The organism is Alteromonas halophila, from assembly GCF_014651815.1.
GTDB lineage: Bacteria > Pseudomonadota > Gammaproteobacteria > Enterobacterales > Alteromonadaceae > Alteromonas > Alteromonas halophila.
The window spans coordinates 194842-215667 of the sequence record NZ_BMXP01000003.1; the positions used below are offsets into that span (position 1 = coordinate 194842).

Annotated in this window: 17 protein-coding genes and 1 tRNA gene; 3 read left to right on the forward strand and 15 right to left on the reverse strand. The window is 51.0% G+C overall.

The annotated features are described in order from the left end of the window. Positions 1-16 precede the first annotated feature (16 nt). The 10 genes from rpoC to IE054_RS08040 all read right to left on the reverse strand — a co-directional run bounded on the left by rpoC (position 17) and on the right by IE054_RS08040 (position 12718). Positions 17-4195 (reverse strand): DNA-directed RNA polymerase subunit beta', encoded by a 4179-nt coding sequence (gene rpoC / locus IE054_RS07995; RefSeq protein WP_189405136.1) that lies wholly within the window; start codon positions 4193-4195, stop codon positions 17-19. Between the two features lie 82 nt (positions 4196-4277). Next, the gene (rpoB, locus tag IE054_RS08000) at positions 4278-8309 is read right to left on the reverse strand and encodes a DNA-directed RNA polymerase subunit beta (RefSeq protein WP_189405138.1); all 4032 of its coding nucleotides are present in this window, start codon (positions 8307-8309) and stop codon (positions 4278-4280) included. Positions 8310-8601: 292 nt separating this feature from the next. Further along, a complete protein-coding gene (gene rplL / locus IE054_RS08005) occupies positions 8602-8979 on the reverse strand; it encodes a 50S ribosomal protein L7/L12 (protein WP_189405140.1) in 378 nt (125 codons plus the stop codon). Positions 8980-9035: 56 nt separating this feature from the next. After that, on the reverse strand, positions 9036-9554 hold the full coding sequence (gene rplJ / locus IE054_RS08010; protein ID WP_189405142.1) for a 50S ribosomal protein L10: 519 nt from the start codon (positions 9552-9554) through the stop codon (positions 9036-9038). A 294-nt stretch (positions 9555-9848) separates the two neighbouring features. Further along, positions 9849-10544, reverse strand: a complete 696-nt coding sequence (gene rplA, locus IE054_RS08015) for a 50S ribosomal protein L1 (protein WP_189405144.1) — start codon at positions 10542-10544, stop codon at positions 9849-9851. Between the two features lie 4 nt (positions 10545-10548). Then, a complete protein-coding gene (rplK, locus tag IE054_RS08020) occupies positions 10549-10977 on the reverse strand; it encodes a 50S ribosomal protein L11 (protein ID WP_189405146.1) in 429 nt (142 codons plus the stop codon). A 222-nt stretch (positions 10978-11199) separates the two neighbouring features. Continuing rightward, a complete protein-coding gene (nusG, locus tag IE054_RS08025; protein ID WP_189405148.1) occupies positions 11200-11745 on the reverse strand; it encodes a transcription termination/antitermination protein NusG in 546 nt (181 codons plus the stop codon). Between the two features lie 3 nt (positions 11746-11748). Continuing rightward, the gene (gene secE / locus IE054_RS08030) at positions 11749-12126 is read right to left on the reverse strand and encodes a preprotein translocase subunit SecE (RefSeq protein ID WP_189405150.1); all 378 of its coding nucleotides are present in this window, start codon (positions 12124-12126) and stop codon (positions 11749-11751) included. Positions 12127-12191: 65 nt separating this feature from the next. Next, positions 12192-12268: transfer RNA gene (locus IE054_RS08035), tRNA-Trp, on the reverse strand. A gap of 291 nt (positions 12269-12559) precedes the next feature. After that, positions 12560-12718 carry a hypothetical protein gene (locus IE054_RS08040; RefSeq protein WP_189405152.1) on the reverse strand — a complete coding sequence of 53 codons (159 nt, stop codon included), beginning with the start codon at positions 12716-12718 and terminating at the stop codon, positions 12560-12562. A 482-nt stretch (positions 12719-13200) separates the two neighbouring features. Between IE054_RS08040 and IE054_RS08045 the strand changes: the two genes are divergently transcribed. Continuing rightward, entirely contained in the window at positions 13201-13407 is a 207-nt protein-coding gene (locus IE054_RS08045; protein ID WP_189405154.1) for a Blp family class II bacteriocin, read from the forward strand. A 36-nt stretch (positions 13408-13443) separates the two neighbouring features. Further along, the gene (locus IE054_RS08050) at positions 13444-13617 is read left to right on the forward strand and encodes a hypothetical protein (protein WP_189405155.1); all 174 of its coding nucleotides are present in this window, start codon (positions 13444-13446) and stop codon (positions 13615-13617) included. Between the two features lie 188 nt (positions 13618-13805). Here the strand turns inward: IE054_RS08050 and IE054_RS08055 are convergent, their stop codons facing one another. From IE054_RS08055 to IE054_RS08070, 4 genes are all read right to left on the reverse strand, one after another. After that, positions 13806-14972 (reverse strand): tetratricopeptide repeat protein, encoded by a 1167-nt coding sequence (locus tag IE054_RS08055; protein WP_189405156.1) that lies wholly within the window; start codon positions 14970-14972, stop codon positions 13806-13808. A gap of 48 nt (positions 14973-15020) precedes the next feature. Then, positions 15021-16862 (reverse strand): ABC transporter ATP-binding protein, encoded by a 1842-nt coding sequence (locus IE054_RS08060; protein WP_189405157.1) that lies wholly within the window; start codon positions 16860-16862, stop codon positions 15021-15023. Positions 16863-16970: 108 nt separating this feature from the next. Then, positions 16971-17585: an RraA family protein gene (locus IE054_RS08065; RefSeq protein WP_189405158.1), complete on the reverse strand. Its 615-nt coding sequence runs from the start codon at positions 17583-17585 to the stop codon at positions 16971-16973. 57 nt (positions 17586-17642) lie between these two features. After that, the gene (locus tag IE054_RS08070; protein ID WP_189405159.1) at positions 17643-18050 is read right to left on the reverse strand and encodes an MAPEG family protein; all 408 of its coding nucleotides are present in this window, start codon (positions 18048-18050) and stop codon (positions 17643-17645) included. A 276-nt stretch (positions 18051-18326) separates the two neighbouring features. Between IE054_RS08070 and IE054_RS08075 the strand changes: the two genes are divergently transcribed. Continuing rightward, entirely contained in the window at positions 18327-20405 is a 2079-nt protein-coding gene (locus IE054_RS08075; protein WP_189405160.1) for a M13 family metallopeptidase, read from the forward strand. On the opposite strand, the gene IE054_RS08080 is transcribed toward IE054_RS08075, so the two are convergent. Further along, a complete protein-coding gene (locus IE054_RS08080; protein ID WP_189405161.1) occupies positions 20406-20807 on the reverse strand; it encodes an ACT domain-containing protein in 402 nt (133 codons plus the stop codon). Positions 20808-20826 lie beyond the last annotated feature (19 nt).

Below are 20826 nucleotides of genomic sequence, written 5' to 3' on the forward strand. Positions count from 1 at the left end.
CCCCCGATTCACATCATTACTCGTCAGACGAGGATGCGCTGTCAGACTCCGCGTTCAGAGCTTCAGTCAATGCCTGTTCTGCTTCAGCAGCAGAAACGGACATTTCCTCAATCTCTTCAATGCGTTTCTGAGCACGGCGTTCGTGGTACGCAAAACCGGTACCCGCCGGGATCAGACGTCCGACAATCACGTTTTCTTTCAGTCCACGCAGGTCATCTTCTTTGCCTTGTACAGCCGCTTCGGTCAGTACGCGCGTTGTTTCCTGGAACGACGCAGCAGAGATGAACGACTCAGTAGACAGAGACGCCTTGGTGATACCCAACAGTTGTGTATCAATTTCGGCTGGCATCTTGCCTTGTTTCTCCAGTTCGCGGTTCGCCACTTTCACCATGGCCACTTCAACCTGCTCACCTTCAAGGAACTGACTGTCACCTGGGTGGGTGATGATACACTTACGCAGCATCTGGCGGATCACCACTTCGATGTGCTTATCGTTAATCTTAACACCCTGCAGACGGTAAACTTCCTGAACCTCGTTCACGATGTAGTTGGATACGGCAGAGATACCACGCAGACGCAGGATGTCATGCGGCGACTCCGGTCCGTCGGCGATAACTTCACCTTTCTCAACTTTCTCACCTTCAAACACGTTCAGCTGACGCCACTTAGGAATCATCTCCTCGTAAGCATCACCCTCTGCTGGTGTAATAACCAGTCGACGCTTGCCTTTGGTTTCTTTACCAAAGCCAATGGTACCGGTGATTTCAGCAAGAATCGCTGGCTCTTTCGGTTTACGTGCTTCAAACAGATCCGCAACCCGTGGCAGACCACCGGTGATATCCCGCGTCTTCGAGCTTTCCTGCGGAATACGCGCCAGTACATCACCCGGCTGCGCCATCTTACCTTCAGACGCTTCGATGGTGGTAAAGCTTGGCAGACGGATTTCCTGCAGACCAATCTCTTCACTTTCCAGGATCAGCTTCGGCTCTTTGGCGTTAACCTTGGCCAGGTCTTTAACAACCACACGGGTCAGACCGGTCAGCTCGTCCTGCTGACTCTCGGTGTTCGAGTCGTCAACGTCAGCAAAGCTGATTTTCGCCTGTTTCTCGGTGATGATCGGGTGACTGTGCGGATCCCATCCGGCAACAATATCACCAGCCTGCACCGGAGAACCATCATCAATGGTCAGGGTGGCACCGTAAGGCACTTTATAGCGCTCTTTCTCACGACCCTGGTCATCAATAACCGTCAGTTCCGTAGAACGTGACACAATCACCACTTTATCGTCGGTGTTGCGTACGTACTTCGCATTGTGCAGTTTCAGGCTACCTGCAGTTTTAACCTGCACGCTGTTTTCAGCAGAGGCCCGCGATGCCGCACCACCAATGTGGAAGGTACGCATGGTAAGCTGTGTACCCGGTTCACCGATTGACTGTGCAGCGATAACACCCACAGACTCGCCTTTACCCACCATATTACCGCGGGCAAGGTCACGACCATAACAGTGTGCACACACACCGAAGTCGTTTTCACAGGTGATGACCGACCGTACCATGACCTGATCAACCGAGTTGGCTTCCAGCATGTCTACCAGAGCTTCGTCCAGCAGTGTGTTGCGGGTAACCAGGACTTCGTCGGTGCCAGGCTTGAGGACGTCTTCAGAAACCACACGACCCAGTACACGTTCACGTAGCGGCTCAACAACATCACCACCTTCAATCAGCGGTGACATAGTCACACCTTCGTAGGTGCCGCAGTCAGAGTTGGTGATAACCAAATCCTGCGCAACATCAACCAGACGACGGGTCAGGTACCCTGAGTTCGCTGTCTTCAGTGCGGTATCGGCCAGACCTTTACGTGCACCGTGGGTTGAGATGAAGTACTGCAGTACGTTCAGACCTTCACGGAAGTTTGCCGTGATAGGCGTTTCGATGATGGAGCCATCTGGCTTGGCCATCAGACCACGCATACCCGCCAGCTGACGGATCTGAGCGGCACTACCCCGGGCGCCGGAGTCGGCCATCATGTATACCGAGTTGAAGGACTGCTGTTCTTCCTCTTCACCGTCTTTGTTGATCACAACGTCGGTTTTGAGGTTGTCCATCATCGCCTTAGCGACTTTCTCGTTGGCGTTTGACCAGATATCGATAACTTTGTTGTAACGCTCACCCGCCGTTACCAGACCGTTCTGGAACTGTTCCTGGATCTCGATAACTTCTTCTTCGGCATCATCAACGATTTTCTTCTTCGCTTCAGGGATAACCATGTCATCGATACCGACCGATGCACCCGCAATCATTGCGTAGTGGAAACCGGAGTACATGATTTGGTCAGCCGCGATTACTGTGTCTTTCAGACCCAGCGAGCGATAGCATTCGTTCAGCAGTTTAGAAATCTGCTTTTTGCCCATTGACTGGTTAATCAGTTCAAAAGGCAGACCTTTTGGCAGGATTAGAGAGAAAATCGCACGGCCAACCGTGGTGTCGGTCAGGGTGACTTTTTCTTCTTTGCTGCCGTCTTCGGCCACATCGTATTCGGTGATACGCACTTTCACCCGTGAATGCAGTTCGGCGTTACCGGTACGGTAGGCTTTCTCTGCTTCGTTGGGGCTGGTGAAGACCATGCCTTCGCCAAGACCGTTTACTTTTTCACGTGTCAGGTAATACAGACCCAGTACAACGTCCTGAGAAGGTACGATGATTGGCTCACCGTTCGCTGGCGACAGGATGTTGTTAGTTGACATCATCAGCGCACGCGCTTCCAGCTGCGCTTCGATTGTCAGCGGTACGTGTACCGCCATCTGGTCACCGTCGAAGTCAGCGTTGTAGGCCGCACACACCAGTGGGTGCAACTGAATTGCTTTACCTTCAATGAGGGTCGGCTCAAACGCCTGAATACCCAGACGGTGAAGTGTCGGTGCACGGTTAAGCAGAACCGGGTGTTCACGGATAACTTCATCCAGTACGTCCCAGACTTCCGGTGCTTCGCGCTCTACCAGCTTTTTAGCCGCTTTGATGGTGGTGGCAAGACCACGACCTTCCAGCTTGCCGTAGATGAATGGCTTGAACAACTCAAGGGCCATCTTCTTAGGCAGACCACACTGATGCAGGCGCAGCGTTGGGCCCACGGTGATAACCGAACGGCCAGAGTAATCAACACGCTTACCCAGCAGGTTCTGACGGAAACGCCCCTGCTTACCTTTGATCATATCAGCCAAAGATTTAAGAGGACGCTTGTTAGAGCCGGTGATTGCGCGGCCACGACGACCGTTATCCAGTAGCGCATCAACTGCTTCCTGCAGCATACGTTTTTCGTTACGTACGATGATATCCGGTGCCGCCAGGTCTAAGAGACGCTTCAGACGGTTGTTACGGTTGATAACACGGCGGTACAGATCGTTCAGATCGGAGGTCGCGAAACGGCCACCGTCCAGCGGTACCAGCGGACGTAAGTCTGGTGGCAGTACTGGCAGAACCGTCATGATCATCCACTCTGGCTTGTTGCCAGACTGTTGGAATGACTCAAGCAGCTTCAGACGCTTGGTAATTTTCTTACGCTTGGTTTCAGAGTTAATGCTTGGCAGCTCTTCACGCATCGCCGCAACATCGGCATCCACGTCCAGCACTTTCAGCAAATCGAAAACGGCTTCAGCACCCATTTTGGCGTCGAACTCGTCACCGTGCTCTTCCAGGGCATCCAGGTACTCTTCTTCCGTCAGCAGCTGGCTACGTTCAAGCGTAGTCAGACCCGGCTCGGTCACGACATACGATTCGAAGTACAGTACGCGCTCAATATCACGCAGTGTCATGTCCAGCATCAGTCCGATGCGAGACGGCAGTGATTTTAAGAACCAGATATGGGCAACTGGGCTGGCCAGTTCGATGTGACCCATACGCTCACGACGTACTTTAGTCAGTGTAACTTCAACACCACACTTCTCACAGATAACACCACGGTGCTTCAGGCGCTTATATTTACCGCACAGACACTCGTAGTCTTTTACCGGACCAAAGATACGGGCACAGAACAGACCGTCACGCTCAGGCTTGAACGTACGATAGTTAATCGTTTCAGGCTTTTTAACCTCACCGAATGACCATGAGCGGATCATGTCCGGTGACGAAAGACCGATTCGGATATTATCGAATTCTTCCGTTTTGTTTTGTTGCTTTAGAAACTTTAATAAGTCTTTCACATTACTCTCCCGGCGGAGTCAGTTTCTCAAACCCGGCATTACTGCCGGGTCATTATCTCAAGTCAGTATCACGACCGACGTGTTAGTTGTTTTCTTCAAGCTCGATGTTGATACCCAGCGAGCGAATTTCTTTCAACAACACGTTGAAGGATTCAGGCATGCCTGGCTCCATTCTGTGGTCGCCATCGACGATGTTCTTGTACATCTTGGTACGGCCATTCACATCATCCGATTTCACAGTCAGCATTTCCTGCAGCGTATACGCCGCACCGTATGCTTCCAGTGCCCACACTTCCATTTCACCGAAGCGCTGGCCACCGAACTGTGCTTTACCACCCAGAGGCTGCTGCGTTACCAGGCTGTAAGAGCCAGTAGAACGCGCGTGCATCTTGTCATCGACAAGGTGGTTAAGTTTCAGCATGTACATGTAACCTACTGTTACAGGGCGCTCAAAGGTACGACCGGTACGACCGTCATACAGCGGGATCTGACCGCTTTCTGGCAGGTCGGCCAGTTTCAGCATTTCTTTGATTTCCGACTCGCGGGCACCATCAAATACAGGTGTCGCTACCGGAACCCCTTTACGCAGGTTATTTGCAAGACGTTTGACTTCATCGTCGCTAAAGCTGTCGAGATCAACTTGCTGATGGTTTTCACCTAACTCGTACACTTCTTTAATAAAGTCACGCAGCTTGGCCATCTCTGCCTGCTCTTTGAGCATGCGGTCAATCTTCACGCCAAGACCGTGCGCAGCCATCCCAAGATGCGTCTCGAGGATCTGACCGATGTTCATCCGTGACGGTACACCCAGTGGGTTCAGAACGATGTCAACCGGCGTACCGTGCTCATCGTAAGGCATGTCTTCAACCGGGATTACCGTTGAGATAACACCTTTGTTACCGTGACGGCCGGCCATCTTGTCACCAGGCTGGATGTGACGTTTCACCGCAAGGTAAACCTTCACGATCTTCAGTACACCCGGTGCCAGATCATCACCTTGAGTGATCTTGCGACGTTTTACTTCGAACTTCTTGTCGAAGTCGGCTTTGATTTCGTCATGCTGCTCAGCAATCTGGTCAAGCTCTAACTGTGCATCTTCGTCTTTCAGTGGAATATCAAACCACTTCTCACGCGGTACACCGTCCAGCTTGGCTTCATCCACACCGTTACGCAGCAGCGCGTTACGGGCACGGGCAAAGATACCATCAGCCAGGATGTTGAATTCATCCGACAGGTCTTTTTTGACCTGACGCAGCTGCATGTCTTCGATTTCCAGCGCACGCTTGTCTTTTTCCACACCATCGCGGGTAAAGACCTGAACGTCGATTACGGTACCGTGTACCGAGTTTGGTACGCGCAGCGACGTATCTTTAACGTCTGACGCTTTCTCACCGAAGATTGCTCTTAACAGTTTCTCTTCTGGTGTCAGTTGCGTTTCACCCTTAGGTGTCACCTTACCAGTCAGAATGTCGCCGCCTTTCACTTCTGCACCAATGTAAACAACGCCTGACTCGTCAAGCTTGCTTAGTGCAGACTCACCCACGTTCGGAATATCAGAAGAAATCTCTTCTGGCCCCAGCTTAGTATCACGGGCGATACAGCTGAGTTCCTGAATGTGGATGGTGGTGAAGCGGTCTTCCTGAGCAACGCGCTCAGAAATAAGGATTGAATCCTCAAAGTTGTAACCATTCCAGGGCATGAACGCGATACGCATGTTCTGGCCCAGTGCCAGGTCACCCAAATCGGTCGACGGGCCATCGGCCAGTACGTCACCGGTCACAATCGGGTCGCCAACGCTACAGGTTGGACGCTGATTGATGCAGGTGTTCTGGTTAGAACGGGTGTACTTGGTCAGGTTATAGATGTCGATACCGGCTTCGCCAGGCAGCATTTCATCTTCATTGACCTTGATAACGATGCGACTTGCGTCGACGTAATCAACGGTACCACCGCGTTTCGCCACAACTGTTACGCCAGAGTCAACCGCAATGGTCTTCTCCATACCGGTACCAACCAGCGGCTTATCAGCGCGGAGCGTCGGTACAGCCTGACGTTGCATGTTGGCACCCATCAGTGCACGGTTGGCGTCATCGTGTTCCAGGAACGGGATAATGCTGGCCGCAATCGACACAATCTGCTGTGGCGATACGTCCATATATTTAATGTCTTCTTTTGGCATCAGCGTGGTTTCACCACGGTGACGACAAGGGATCAGATCATCAACCAGTTCGCCATTTTCCGTCAGTGCCACGTTTGCCTGAGCAATTGGGTACTGACCTTCTTCAATGGCCGACAGGTAATCAATTTCATCACCCACCATGCCATCGCTGATACGACGGAATGGGGTTTCAAGGAAACCAAAGTCATTGGTACGTGCGAAACTCGCCAGCGAGTTGATCAGACCAATGTTTGGTCCTTCCGGCGTTTCAATTGGGCACAGACGACCATAGTGAGTCGGGTGTACGTCTCGTACTTCGAAGCCTGCACGCTCACGGGTCAGACCGCCTGGGCCAAGCGCAGAAATACGACGCTTGTGCGTCACTTCTGACAGTGGGTTGTTCTGATCCATAAACTGCGACAGCTGTGATGAGCCAAAGAACTCTTTCACGGCTGCTGAGATTGGCTTCGCGTTGATCAGATCCTGCGGCATGATGTTATCAAGATCGCCTAAGCTCAGACGTTCTTTAACCGCACGCTCAACACGCACCAGACCGACACGGAACTGGTTTTCAGCCATTTCGCCAACAGAACGGATACGACGGTTACCCAGGTGATCGATGTCATCCACTTCGTCTTTACCGTCACGGATTTGGATAAGCTGTTTCATCACAGCGATGATGTCGTCTTTATCCAGCGTGCCAGAGCCGGTCAGCTCATCACGGCCCAGACGGCGGTTGAACTTCATTCGACCCACCGACGACAGGTCGTAACGTTCGTCTGAGAAGAACAGGTTGTCGAACAACGCTTCGGCTGCATCTTTTGTCGGCGGCTCACCTGGACGCATCATACGGTAGATTTCTACCAACGCTTCCAGACGATTCGTTGTTGAATCGATACGCAGTGTATCAGACAGGTATGAACCGTGATCCAGCTCATTAATGTACAATGTCTGGAATTCTTTAATGCCCGCCTGACTTAAGGCTGCCAGATTTTCCAGGTTTAGTTCATCGTTAGCATTAACAATGACTTCACCGGTGTCTTCGTTCACGTAAGTTGCGGCGAATACACGGCCAATCAGATAGTCCGCCGGCACTTCCAGCTCGGTAATCTTGGCTTTTTCCAGGCTGCGTGTGTGGCGTGCAGAAATACGACGGCCAGTTTCTACCAGCACGTTACCTTCTGCATCCAGAATATCGAACTGAGCGGTTTCACCGCGCAGGCGATCTGCGACCACTTCCATCATCAGACGGTCGTCATCTATGCGTACCTGCACTTTGTCGAAGAACATGTCCAGAATTTCTTCTGTAGACATCTCCAGCGCGCGCAGAATAATTGACGCGGGTAACTTGCGGCGACGGTCGATACGGACAAACAGGTTGTCTTTCGGGTCGAACTCAAAGTCCAGCCACGAACCACGGTAAGGAATTACACGTGCGTTATACAGAACTTTGCCTGAGGAGTGCGTCTTGCCTTTGTCATGATCAAAGAATACACCGGGTGAACGGTGCAACTGAGAAACAATAACCCGCTCTGTGCCATTGATGACGAACGTACCGTTCTCTGTCATCAGTGGGATCTCGCCCATGTACACTTCTTGTTCTTTAATGTCTTTTACGGTACCGGGGGCGGCTTCTTTGTCAAACAGAACCAGACGCAGTTTTACTCTTAGCGGTGCCGAGAAGGTGACGCCACGGATCTGACACTCTTTAACGTCAAAAACTGGCTCACCCAGACGATAGCTAACGAACTGCAGCTCTGAGTTGCCTGAATAACTTTTTATTGGGAATACAGAACGGAATGCAGCTTCCAGACCATACTGAGCGTCGGTATCTACCTCAATGAATTTTTTGAAGGAATCAAGCTGAATTGAAAGAAGGTATGGAATTTCCAATACCTGAGGGCGTTTGCCAAAATCCTTACGGATACGTTTCTTTTCGCTATAAGAGTAAACCATGGGTTCCTCAGCCTGCTGATTTATGACCCAACCTGCCGTTTGTTATGTGTTTTAGACATAGCAAACAACAAACTTCCACGACCCTTTTACCGGGCAATTTCACCAGCATATAACAAAAACGGTACAATTATTAGCTAACTGACTGGTTTTCTGCATATTTGTGGTGATCCGGTAGTGCGCCTGGTGCGATACAATCAAGGGTTAAAAACTGTACACCATACAGCGCAAAAAGGCTGGTGGTCAATACAACCACCAGCCTTGCCGTTTCAGGCAGGTAATCTGAACAAACAGATTACTTGATTTCTACTTCTGCACCAGCTTCTTCAAGCTCTTTCTTCAGTGCTTCAGCGTCATCTTTGCTTACGCCTTCTTTGATAGCTTTAGGAGCAGACTCAACTACTTCTTTCGCTTCTTTCAGGCCAAGACCAGTCGCGCCGCGAACTGCTTTGATGACTGCAACTTTGTTGCCGCCGAATGAAGTCATAACAACGTCGAATTCAGTCTTTTCTTCAGCTGGAGCAGCGTCGCCGCCAGCTGCTGGACCTGCAACTGCAACTGCTGCAGATGCTTCAACGCCGAATTTTTCTTCAGCTGCTTCGATTAGCTCAACCAGTTCCATAACTGGCATTTCAGCAATCGCGTTCAAGATATCTTCTTTGGTTAGAGCCATTTCTCTAAACTCCTGGGTTTAATATGTTAAAAAAATCAATATGCCAAAAACGAAAATTACTTCTCGTCTTTGATCGCCGCCAATACGCGCACAAACTTCGAAGGCACTTCGTTGACTGTTCGAACGAACTTGCCAACAGGTGCTTTGAAGGTTGCAAGTACTTTTGCAAGTGCTTCGTCGCGGGTAGGTAGTGCTGCCACTGCGTCCAGTTTTTCCGGACCAAGCAGACCGTCGCCCAGAGACAGTGCGGTAACTTCTAGCTTCTTATTAGTTTTTCCAAAGTCTTTGAAAAGACGTGCCGCACCACCAGGTGCGTCAATGGAGAAACCGTAAATAAGCGGGCCAGTTAATGCACTGTCCATGTCTTCGAACTTGCTGCCTTCAAACGCACGTTTTGCCAGTGTGTTACGAATTACCTTCAGGTAAACGCCTTGTTCACGAGCTTTGATGCGCAGGTCAGTCAGTTCGGCAACTTCCATCCCACGGTATTCAGCGACGGCAACGGATAGAGCGCGAGATGCAACATCGGAAACCTCTGCTACGATCTCTTTTTTTGCTGCTAAGCCTAATGCCACTGAGTTCACCTCTTTGTATCTGACATTTGAAGCCTTTACTTCGCCTGTCAGGGTTCACAGATTGATACCTAAGACTCTCGCCTTTGGTACCGCTCCACGGTGTTTGTTACCCCAGAGAGTCTGAGTCAAACCACCGTCTGCGCAGGTTTACTATTAAGTTGCATGCTCAATGCTAAAGTTCTCTTACCTCTTTAGCGTGCAACACCTGCGGTCTTGGACGGGAACTGTCATCATAGATAACAGCTCCAACCCATATTCTTTTTACAAGAGAAACCGGCGCACTGCCGGCAGGACTTACAGGCCTACAGAGCCTTTATCAACGGCAACACCGGCACCCATTGTGGTGCTCAAGCTTACCTTCTTGATATACATACCTTTGGCTGAAGAAGGCTTGGCTTTCTTCAGTGCATCCAGCAGCGCTTCCAGGTTTTCCTGGATTTGGTTTGCTTCAAACGCAATTTTACCAATGCTGGCGTGGATGATGCCGTTCTTGTCGTTACGGTAGCGAACCTGACCCGCTTTTGCGTTTTTAACCGCGGTAGCAACATCTGGTGTTACTGTACCGGTTTTAGGGTTAGGCATCAGACCACGTGGGCCCAGGATTTGACCTAGCTGACCAACAACGCGCATCGCGTCCGGGCTGGCTACAACAACGTCAAAGTTCATTTCGCCTTTCTTAACCTGCTCAGCAAGGTCGTCCATGCCAACGATGTCAGCACCGGCTTCTTTCGCGGCATCCGCGTTAGCGCCTTGTGTGAATACCGCTACGCGAACGTCTTTACCCGTGCCGTTTGGCAGTACTGTTGCACCGCGAACGTTCTGGTCAGATTTCTTCGCATCGATACCCAGGTTAACTGAAACGTCAATGCTTTCAGCAAACTTGGCAGTGGCCAGTTCTTTGAGCAGCGCTACCGCTTCATTAATTTCGTACTCTTTTGTCGCGTCTACTTTGTCGCGGATAAGACGAGCGCGTTTCGTTAATTTAGCCATTCGATTAGTCCTCTACGTTCAAGCCCATGGCGCGAGCAGAACCCGCGATAGTGCGAACCGCTGCATCCATATCAGCCGCAGTCAGATCCGGCTCTTTGGTTTTCGCGATTTCTTCTAACTGAGCGCGGGTAACGGTGCCCACTTTCTCAGTGTTAGGACGGCCAGAACCGCTCTTGATGCCCGCTGCTTTTTTCAGCAGGTAAGAAGCTGGAGGCGTTTTAGTTACGAATGTGAAAGAACGATCTTCGTATACCGTGATTTCCACTGGTACCGGAGCGCCTTTTTCCAGGCTATCTGTTTTCGCGTTGAACGCTTTACAGAATTCCATGATGTTCACACCGTGCTGACCCAGTGCAGGACCAACCGGTGGACTTGGGTTTGCAGCACCCGCTGCAACCTGAAGCTTAATTAAGCCACTTACTTTTTTAGCCATTATTAATGCTCTCTCTGTTGGGTCTGACGCCTCGCAAGTATTGAGAATACGTGCTCAATCGGCTCCCCGTTTCCGTTTAAAAGGGCGCGCATTATATAAGGTGATTAAAACCTATGCAACCCATAATTTGCGTGTTTTCTGAACTTGGTCTACGCCGTATCAGAAAACAAAAAAGAGCGCCGTTGCGCTCTTTTACTGCCCCGCTCTGTTGAGCGGAATGTATCAGCCTTTCTCGACCTGACCGAACTCCAGTTCGACAGGGGTTGAGCGGCCAAAAATCAGAACCGATACTTTTACGCGGCTTTTTTCGTAGTCGACTTCTTCGACCACGCCGTTGAAGTCGGCAAATGGTCCATCGATAACACGCACCACTTCGCCTGGTTCAAACAGGGTTTTCGGTTTCGGTTTATCCACCGACTCTTCCAGACGGTTAAGAATGGCATCGGCCTCTTTTTGCGAAATCGGCATTGGGCGTTCCGCAGAACCGCCGATGAAACCCAGCACCCGCGGTACACTTTTCACCAGGTGCCACGAGTCTTCGTTCATTTCCATTTCTACCAGCACGTAGCCTGGGTAGAATTTACGCTCAGATTTACGTTTCTGGCCAGCACGCATTTCAACTACTTCTTCTGTCGGTACCAGTACCTGACCGAAGTAGTCTTCCATGTTGTGCATTTTGATGTATTCAAGCAGGGTCTTTTTTACCCGTGACTCATATTGAGAATAGGCCTGAACCACATACCATCTTTTCTTTTTTTCTTCAGACATCGTTTACGCTCCTATTCCCGTGATAAAACTGACAAGGCGTACCATGATGCCATCGATGCCCCACAGAATAAGTGCCATTACCAGCGTTGCCGCCAGTACAATCAGCGTCGTCTGGTTCGCTTCCTGGCGCGATGGCCATACAACCTTACGCACTTCCATGCGGGACTCTTTGGCGAAGGTCAGAAACGCACTGCCTTTGGTCGTGGTCGCGGCTATTAAACCGGCAATAACGACAACTGCCACGGCGGCCAGTGCGCGATACAGCACAGAGATCTCGCCGTACATTGTGTTGGCCGTTACCAGGCCACCTAGCAGGGCAATAACGACCAGCCACTTCACCATGTCCAACGCATTGGACGGATTTTCCGTTTTTTCGCTCATGTCACGATCCTAGCACTTACTGCGTCTTTATCAGGCTCACGTCTCTGCGTGACCACTATATAATCTGGCAGGGGTGGAGGGACTCGAACCCCCAACCATCGGTTTTGGAGACCGCTGTTCTACCAATTCGAACTACACCCCTGTGGTGTGCGTTAGCGCACAAAATCAACTTACACTGCCCTTGTGATAGTAGCGTTTTTCTTAGGAAAGTGCGGTATCGCAAGGGAGGGACGCGTATTATACTTATCCGCCTTTAAGTTACAAGCGCTTTGTGATGCTGTAAGTGTCGGCGGCCGTTTTGAGGAACAAGGAGAAGCGACTACAGCTCACTTCCCCTTTATATTGCTATTGTGATACACGCTAACCAGGCCATTTCGCCTGAATCGCTGACAGTGTCATCGTCAAAACGTTTTGTCAGGTGTAGTAACACTACTTAGTAGCAATCACGCTTAATGCGTGTGCCCGTTTTTTTGCACTTAGGGGCCTCAGAGCGGGACTCTTTTACCGACTTGTCACCACCGCCTTGTGTCGAAGCGCAGCCGCTTAATCCTAAAAATGCACTCAGCAGCGAGATAGTCACCAGTTTTTTCATTATAAATTTCCTTATTTGGTAAATTGGATAAGCGCCGAGGCACACCTGCCGAAGACACAATGTCGCAACAATGCGTCGGGCTGGATTACACCGGTCAAAAACACGACCCAAGGAAGACTCTTGCACCGTACACTCCTTGTCAGGCGTGCTGACCTTTACAGATTGACAACGAAAATTCCACCCCGCGCGGCGCCAAATATGTTGCAAAGTGTGTAAAACACGATGACTAACGGATTTAGGCAGACAAATACCTGTTTGCTGAATCTTCTTTCAACGCGCTAGTCATCGGGTATTTACCGAAGCGAACCGCCGGTCCCCAGAAACAGCGTCAGCAGTATGGTTGTCGCAAACAATACCGATGCGCCAGCCAGGCCACTCTGTCATACCAACAACTATTCATCAGTACAGTAGCGCTCCCTCTCCTGTTCAGCGAAACTTAGTAGCGCTGAATGGATCAGCGTTTTTTTAAAAGGATATTAACTATGAGAGATTTACAGCTTAACGAACTAATAAATGTAAATGGTGGCTGTGCAGAGCATTGCTGGGGCGATTTTGAGGCCGGCGACCTTGCAGCGGTCACCATCGGCGGGATTGTCGCCGGGAGTGCAGGTGGGCCTGCAGGCGCAGCGGCTGGCGGGGCCGGGGCGGCATTAGCATATTTGTTGGGCGTGGTATGGACAGAAGAATAAGCCTGAATCATCGGGTGCTGAAGGAAGAGCTTAAACATGCCAGTACTTAAAGAAATAGTCTGCCTGACGGTGAGTATAACAACGGGTCTTCTGCTACTTTGTCTGGCGAATAAAGGCAATGCTGACGGCGCCTCTTTAGTCTCACTTTTGATTGTCGGCGCACTAATTGCCGTTACCTACTTGCTTGTCAGAAAAGCACTGAATCGTTAAGCAGTGAGGTCGTGGTGCAGGTAACCTTTTGCAGCCGACTTAAGGGCGAGTGCCTGTTACTTAATGGCGGAATAGTAAGGTAAGTGCGCGTCGCTGCGGCACCGCACTTCTAAGGAGTTACGCCATCATTATTCTGGAATTTCATGGCGTAACTACAATAGCGGTTAAGGACGGTCTCAGCCTATCGATTACCTATCATTAAGCAGCGTGGTCAGCACCAGCAGCTTATCCTCATATTGCTGCTTTTCCTGGTCATCCCAGGTTTTTTGCAAGGCGGTATTCAGTGCGTCCACAGCCTGGTTGTATTGTTTTTTCTCCACATACACGTTGGCCAGCCCATGATAAGGCTCCACCAGATAGGGGGCGACATCTTTTGCCTTTAAATAAAGTGTTTTCGCCAGACTGATATCGTCATTTCTAAGCGCCTCCCGGGCTCGCCATACCCAGTTATAAGGGTTGCTGTCGACCGCATCATCGATGCTTGCCGCAATTTGCCGGGCTTCATCATGCCGGTCATGGCGCTCAAGGTAGGCAATATAGTTTTCGCGCAACATCAGATTGTCATAGCTGTTTTCGATGGCGAAACGGTAAAACTGTCCGGCCGCATCCGGTTGCCCCACCCGGCCAAGCACGACCGCCATCAGGTTAATACTGTCAGCGGCACGCCTATCCAGTTGCCAGGCTTTATCGGCATAAAACAGTGCCAGCCTGTTTGCCTCCTTTACCAGCGACTCTGCTGTCTTATTGCGGTAAAACATGGCCAGCAGCGCGTTTTTGCTCACCATGTCACCGTGTATTTTTCCCGAATAGTAGTCGATATAAATCTTCTTCGGCTTTTTATGTGGTTGGTCGGCCAAGTCTGCTTCACGATCCCGCAAGATGGCTCTGACATGTTTAGCCATCAACATAGTCGAACCTTTTTGCTTGAAAATAGGGTTAGACATGTCTTCCTGAAAGCTGATATTTACCCCCGCTTCCTGCGCCAGTGCAGCGGTAAGCAGCGCGAGCGACAAACAGTTACCGGCATTTTCCTGCATCGCATGCGACGCCGTGAAAGTTTCGCCCCGGAAATCAAAGCCCCAGATACTGCTTTGCAAAAATTCATCGACACGCTGGGCTGGAGTCAACGCCCTGTTTTCAACCGCCGATGACCAGTCATGAAACGCGCGCTTTTGCACCTCTGTCAGCTCAGTAATGTCTTGGATCTGTGTCACTGCCTCCGCATCGGGCGCTGGCACCGTATATTCCGGATACCAGGCGGGTGACGTGGACTGTAATTGCGCCGTGTCTGACGATAATGCTGAACAGCCCCCTAGCGCCAGTACCGCAACTAAGACTGATATCCTTTTCAACATACTGCTACTCCGCTACGTCGTTTCATTACAATGCCATGGCCTCTGGCGTTAGTCTACTCCGATAAAGCCGCCGGTCTGGTGGGCCCACAAGCGCGCATAAATCCCCTCGCGCTCAAGTAACTCGGCATGAGTGCCCGCTTCGACAATTTTGCCCTCGTCCAGCACCAGTAGCCGATCCATCTTCGCAATGGTCGACAGCCGGTGAGCAATTGCCATCACGGTTTTATCCTGCATGACTTTCTCCAGGCAGGCCTGAATGGCTGCTTCCACTTCTGAATCCAGCGCCGATGTGGCTTCGTCCAGAATAAGAATGGGCGCATCTTTAAGCAGCACTCGGGCAATCGCGATACGCTGACGCTGCCCACCGGAGAGCTTAACGCCACGCTCACCAACGTGGGCATCATAGCCGGTGCGCCCTTCGTTGTCGGTCAGTGACAAAATAAACTCATGGGCTTCAGCCTGTTTCGCCGCGGCGATCATGTCCGCTTCGCTGGCATCGGTGCGACCATAAAGAATATTGTCACGCACTGAACGGTGCATGAGTGATGTGTCCTGCGTGACCATGCTGATTTTCTCGCGCAACGTTTCCTGCGGCACGTCTGCGATACGCTGCCCGTCAATGAAAATATCGCCCTGCTGAACATCATAAAACCGCATTAACAGGTTAACCAGCGTCGACTTACCGGCGCCCGAACGCCCGACCAGACCGACCTTTTCACCAGGCTTGATGTTGATATTCAGGTTATCAAACACATTGATTGGCTTGTCATGGGCGCCCCGGTAGGCAAAATGAATAGCGGAAAATTCAATACCGCCACCTTTTACTGACAACGGCGTTGCATCTGACTTATCTTTTACCGTAACAGGCTGCGCCAGCGTGTTAATACCGTCCTGTACGGTGCCTAAGTTTTCAAACAGCGCTGTCACTTCCCACATGATCCAGTGCGACATGCCGTTCAGCCTCAGGCATAAACTTATTGCGACGGCGATATCACCGGGGCTGACAATATTGTCCAGCCACAACCAGACTGACATTGCACCAATTGCAAAGATAAGAATGGCATTAGCCATTTCCACCGCAAACTCCAGTACCGTGACCAGACGCATTTGCGGATACACCGTTTTTAAAAAGCCATCCATACTTTCACGGGCGTAATCAGCTTCCCGGCGGCTGTGCGAGAACAGCTTAACTGTGGTGATATTGGTGTAGCTGTCAACAATTCTTCCAGTCATCATAGACCGCGCATCAGCCTGACGCTGTGACACTTTTTTAAGGCGGGGCACCAACTGACGCAGGATAAACACATACACCCCAAACCAGATAACAAGTGGCATGGCCAGACGCCAGTCTGTGGCAAAGATAAGCACCACCATCGACACAAAATACACGCTGATGTAGACCATCAAATCCAGCAGCTTGGTCACGGTTTCGCGCACAGACAGTGCGGTTTGCATGACTTTGGTAGCAACCCTGCCTGCAAACTCATTGTGGAAGAAGGTCAGGCTCTGACTGAGCAGATAACGGTGCGCCTGCCAGCGGATACGCATGGGATAGTTGCCCATCAGCGACTGACGGCTGAACAGCGAGCGCAGTAAAATAAAACCGGGAATAAACACCAGCACCACTGCACCCATGCCGATGAGTGTCCATTTTTCCTGGGCGATAAAGGTTGACCGGTCTGATTCGGCAAACCAGTCCACCAGTTGCCCCAAAAATCCAAACAGCGCCACTTCAAGCACCGCGACGATGGCGCTGATCAGAGAAACCACGGCGATGATGCGCCACATGCCTTTGGTGTAGTAGCGGCAAAACGCCACCAGCCCTTTAGGTGGCTCGGAAGGCGATTCACTGGGAAACGGCTGCGTCAGCCGTTCGAAAAAAGAAAACATAATACCCCGATAATGTAGCGGCCAAATCTTACGTGCAGGCAAAAAAACACCGACGTTAACTATGGCTGTGTCAGACCGGCGTAATCATAACGGATTGTTTATGCAGCGTCAGTCCTGCCAGCCAAGTGACTTTAACGCACTTTCTACTTTTTCACGGTGCTGCGCCTGCCATTCATCCAGTGACACCGACGCATCATGCTCGGCGCGTTTTTTTGCTATGGCAAGGGCTTCATCCGCCTTTTCTTTAGGCAGCACGGCGATACCTTCTTCATCGGCCACGATGATATCGCCAGGGTTAACGGTCACCCCGCCGCACTGAACCGGCTCATTGAGTGGAGAAATTTTTTTCTTTGCGCCTGGTTTGGGAATGACACCACGGGCATAAACCGGAAACTGCATGTCACGGACTTCCACTACATCCCGGATTGCGCCATCAATCACAAAACCCCTTATGCCGCGCTGCTGCGCTATTGCACAGACATTGCCGCCCGCCAGCGCAAATCGATCATCCGCTTCAACGACAATGACATCGCCCGGGTTCGCCCGGTAAATGGCCGCATGCAGCATCAGATGATCACCTGCTTCACATTTTACCGTGAACGCCGGCCCCGATATTCTGGGGATCGCTCGCCACAGACCGGCAATCTGGTAATCCATAAACTGCTCACGCGGCAGTGCATCGGCATAATCACACGTCGACACTGCGCAGTAACCTTCATTCATTCTCTTTCCTCCGCGTAACGTTGCGCCATTGCACGCCTTGCACTTGACGATGCACAGTTAGCTAACGCCCGCCATCATAGCAAGCCAGTACAGACAAATGACCAGTTGCGCCAGAAAGGCAACACCCCGGATGGCAATGGCCCATACAGCACCAGAGCTGATATGCACCAGTGACTGCACAACCCGGCAGGCGATGAGCGTATAGGCAAGCGGATCGGTGACGGCTTGCTGCTGAAGCGCAATGGCGAGTAACAACGTACCCACTATAATGACACTGCTTTCCACGCAATTGGCATGGGCACGGGTAATCCGCAGACCTCTTTGCCCGACATCACTGCCATCGGCATTAAATTTCACCGAACGGTTTTCTGCTATAACCAGCATCGCACGGCAACCGACCAGCATAAAAATCAGCAGGACGGTCCAGACGATATACATTACCAGTGCCAGACTTGTTGCACTCACTTGTGACCTCATTGCCAGTTTGGGTTTTAGCCAATATATCAGGGTTCCCGCTAAGTTGTTACAACATGTGTAATTTTTGCCGTTTTGCTTTCTATCACGCGTTCTGCGTGCAAATATTAGCTGCGAAAAATCTGTGTCCAGGCCGTATCGGTTTAATCTCTGCCACTTAACGTCTGAGGTGATCGGTGCACGGCAGTTACGGGCACTGCCTGAACGATCCGGACTGATGCGCAACCAGCCTGCTTCCGTCCGCTACGCTTTTTTACAGGAAATACTATGTATAAATCTCTACTTGCGCTCAGTGTTACCCTCGCACTGACGGCATGCAGCCCTCAGTCTGCAACAACGACATCACAATCAGACAGTACTGAACAGGCACAGCAATCTGCCGCTCAAACAATACAACTCGACTCCGGCATTATTCGGGAAAACATGAATCTTAGTGTCGATCCCGGTGACGACTTCTTTGCTTACGTTAATGGCAACTGGATAGACAACACGACGATTCCAGCCGACAAGTCCCGCTATGGCAGCTTCACGATTTTGCGAGATGACGCGCAGGACGATGTCATGGCTATTATTAAAAATTCCGCCGAGGGCGATTTCGAGAAAGGTTCGAACGAGCAAAAAGTGGGTGACTTCTACCAGTCTTATATGGATATGGAAACCCGTAACGCGCTGGGCGTCAAACCGCTTAGCGACGATATGGCCATGATTGAGGCCATTAAAGATCGCAGTGAACTGGCGTCCTATTTTGCGTATGCCAACCGCTACGGCTTTGGCACGCCAATCGCAATTGGTCAGGTGCCCGATTTTAAATCACCGAAAGAATATATGATCTACACCTGGCAGGCCGGACTGGGTTTACCAGAGCGTGACTACTACTTTAAAGACGATGATGCCTCAGAAGAGATCCGCACCGCTTATGTCAGTCATATTGAAAAGATGCTGTCTCTGGCAGGGCTTGAGCAGCCAGCTGAAAAAGCGCAGATGCTGATGGCACTGGAAACCCAAATCGCCAAACTGCATATGAAAAAAGAGCAGACCCGGGACTGGGCATCTAACTACAACAAAGTCGCGATTAGTGAGCTCTCCTCGCTGATGCCTAATTTCGACTGGAATGCGTTTCTTACGCAGGCGGAGCTTCAGGACGTAAGTAACCTTGTCATTCTGCAGACAGATTTCATGAAGCAGCTGGATGGTCTGATTCAGAAGACCAGCCTGGAAGACTGGAAAACGTTTTTGAAATGGGGACTTATTAATGCCTCTGCTACCCGCTTAAGTGAAGACTTTGACAATGCTAACTTCGCGTTTTACCACAAAACGCTGAACGGCGTGGAAGAACCTCGCGAACGCTGGCGCCGTGCCGTTGATGTCGTAAACCAGCACGTCGGTGAGGTCATTGGCAAAGTCTATGTGAAAAAGCATTTCCCGCCGGAAGCGAAAGCACGCATGATGGAAATGGTCGACAACCTGCTGCTGGCTTATAAAGACAGCATTCAGGAGCTGGACTGGATGACCGACGATACCCGCGCACAGGCGCTGGATAAGTTATCCAAGTTCACAGTGAAAATTGGTTACCCGGATAAGTGGAAAGATTATTCGGATTTGACCGTCGCGGCTGATGACCTGTACGGCAACCTCAAACGCTCTGCCGATACGCAGTACGCAGAAATGCTGGAAAAACAGGGCGGCCCTGTCTGGACCCATGAGTGGTCAATGACACCGCAAACCGTAAACGCTTACTATAACCCGACCATGAACGAAATCGTATTCCCGGCTGCCATCCTGCAACCGCCGTTTTTCGACATGGACGCAGAAGACGCAGTTAACTATGGCGGCATTGGCGCCGTTATCGGTCATGAAATCGGTCACGGCTTCGATGACTCCGGCTCAACCTTCGACGGTGACGGCGTGTTGCGTAACTGGTGGACGGATCAGGACCGCGAGGAATTTGAAGCACGTACCGGTGAACTGGTGAGTCAGTACAATGAGTTTGAAGCACTGCCGGGTTTATTCGTCAATGGCGAATACACGCTGGGTGAAAACATTGGCGACCTCGGTGGCATCAGCATTGCGCTGAAAGCGTATCACATGTCGCTGGACGGCGAGGAAGCGCCAGTACTTGATGGCTTTACCGGCGATCAGCGTGTGTTTATTGGTTTTGGTCAGGTTTGGGCAGTGAAGTACCGTAACGAAGCACTGCGCAGCCGTATTCAGACTGACACACACTCACCGGCACACTTCCGTGCCAACGGTTCAGTACGAAACGTGCCTGAGTTTTATAAAGCCTTTGACGTCAGTAAGGATGATGCGCTGTACCTGCCACCCGAAGAGCGTGTAAAGATCTGGTAATCAGGAGGCGCTGAGTGTCGCCAGGGCACTGAGCGCCGCATCGGCCTGCTGCACCGGAACGAACAGGTGGTCGTGATAATAAGCGGCCACCACATTTGCACTTATCCCTGCCTCAGTCAGGGCAGCGGATATTGCTGCAGTCATGCCCACGGCATCCAGGCTGGAATGCACATTACAGGTAATGCAGTTAAATACGCCCGCAGATTGCCATCCCTCTCTGGCAGCGACCGCCAACGGCACAATCAGGGTTACCCCTTCTTTCTCTACAAACAGCCCGCGCACGTCGTCAATCACAGGTAACAAGGCCTGCTTATCAGCCACAGAGACAAAGGTATACTGCTGGTTGTCCAGTACTGGCGATAATCCCCTGAGTAAGGCGGTTAAATCAGTTTCACCCTGCATGTTTCCTCTCAGCCAGATA

Bases quoted from the DNA above. Each gene is read 5' to 3' on its own strand.
- rpoB (WP_189405138.1), bottom strand. From the start codon at position 8,309: ATGGTTTACTCTTATAGCGAAAAGAAACGTATCCGTAAGGATTTTGGC.
- rplL (WP_189405140.1), bottom strand. From the start codon at position 8,979: ATGGCTCTAACCAAAGAAGATATCTTGAACGCGATTGCTGAAATGCCA.
- rplA (WP_189405144.1), bottom strand. From the start codon at position 10,544: ATGGCTAAATTAACGAAACGCGCTCGTCTTATCCGCGACAAAGTAGAC.
- rplK (WP_189405146.1), bottom strand. From the start codon at position 10,977: ATGGCTAAAAAAGTAAGTGGCTTAATTAAGCTTCAGGTTGCAGCGGGT.
- nusG (WP_189405148.1), bottom strand. From the start codon at position 11,745: ATGTCTGAAGAAAAAAAGAAAAGATGGTATGTGGTTCAGGCCTATTCT.
- secE (WP_189405150.1), bottom strand. From the start codon at position 12,126: ATGAGCGAAAAAACGGAAAATCCGTCCAATGCGTTGGACATGGTGAAG.
- IE054_RS08040 (WP_189405152.1), bottom strand. From the start codon at position 12,718: ATGAAAAAACTGGTGACTATCTCGCTGCTGAGTGCATTTTTAGGATTA.
- IE054_RS08045 (WP_189405154.1), top strand. From the start codon at position 13,201: ATGAGAGATTTACAGCTTAACGAACTAATAAATGTAAATGGTGGCTGT.
- IE054_RS08050 (WP_189405155.1), top strand. From the start codon at position 13,444: ATGCCAGTACTTAAAGAAATAGTCTGCCTGACGGTGAGTATAACAACG.
- IE054_RS08055 (WP_189405156.1), bottom strand. From the start codon at position 14,972: ATGTTGAAAAGGATATCAGTCTTAGTTGCGGTACTGGCGCTAGGGGGC.
- IE054_RS08060 (WP_189405157.1), bottom strand. From the start codon at position 16,862: ATGTTTTCTTTTTTCGAACGGCTGACGCAGCCGTTTCCCAGTGAATCG.
- IE054_RS08065 (WP_189405158.1), bottom strand. From the start codon at position 17,585: ATGAATGAAGGTTACTGCGCAGTGTCGACGTGTGATTATGCCGATGCA.
- IE054_RS08075 (WP_189405160.1), top strand. From the start codon at position 18,327: ATGTATAAATCTCTACTTGCGCTCAGTGTTACCCTCGCACTGACGGCA.
- IE054_RS08080 (WP_189405161.1), bottom strand. From the start codon at position 20,807: ATGCAGGGTGAAACTGATTTAACCGCCTTACTCAGGGGATTATCGCCA.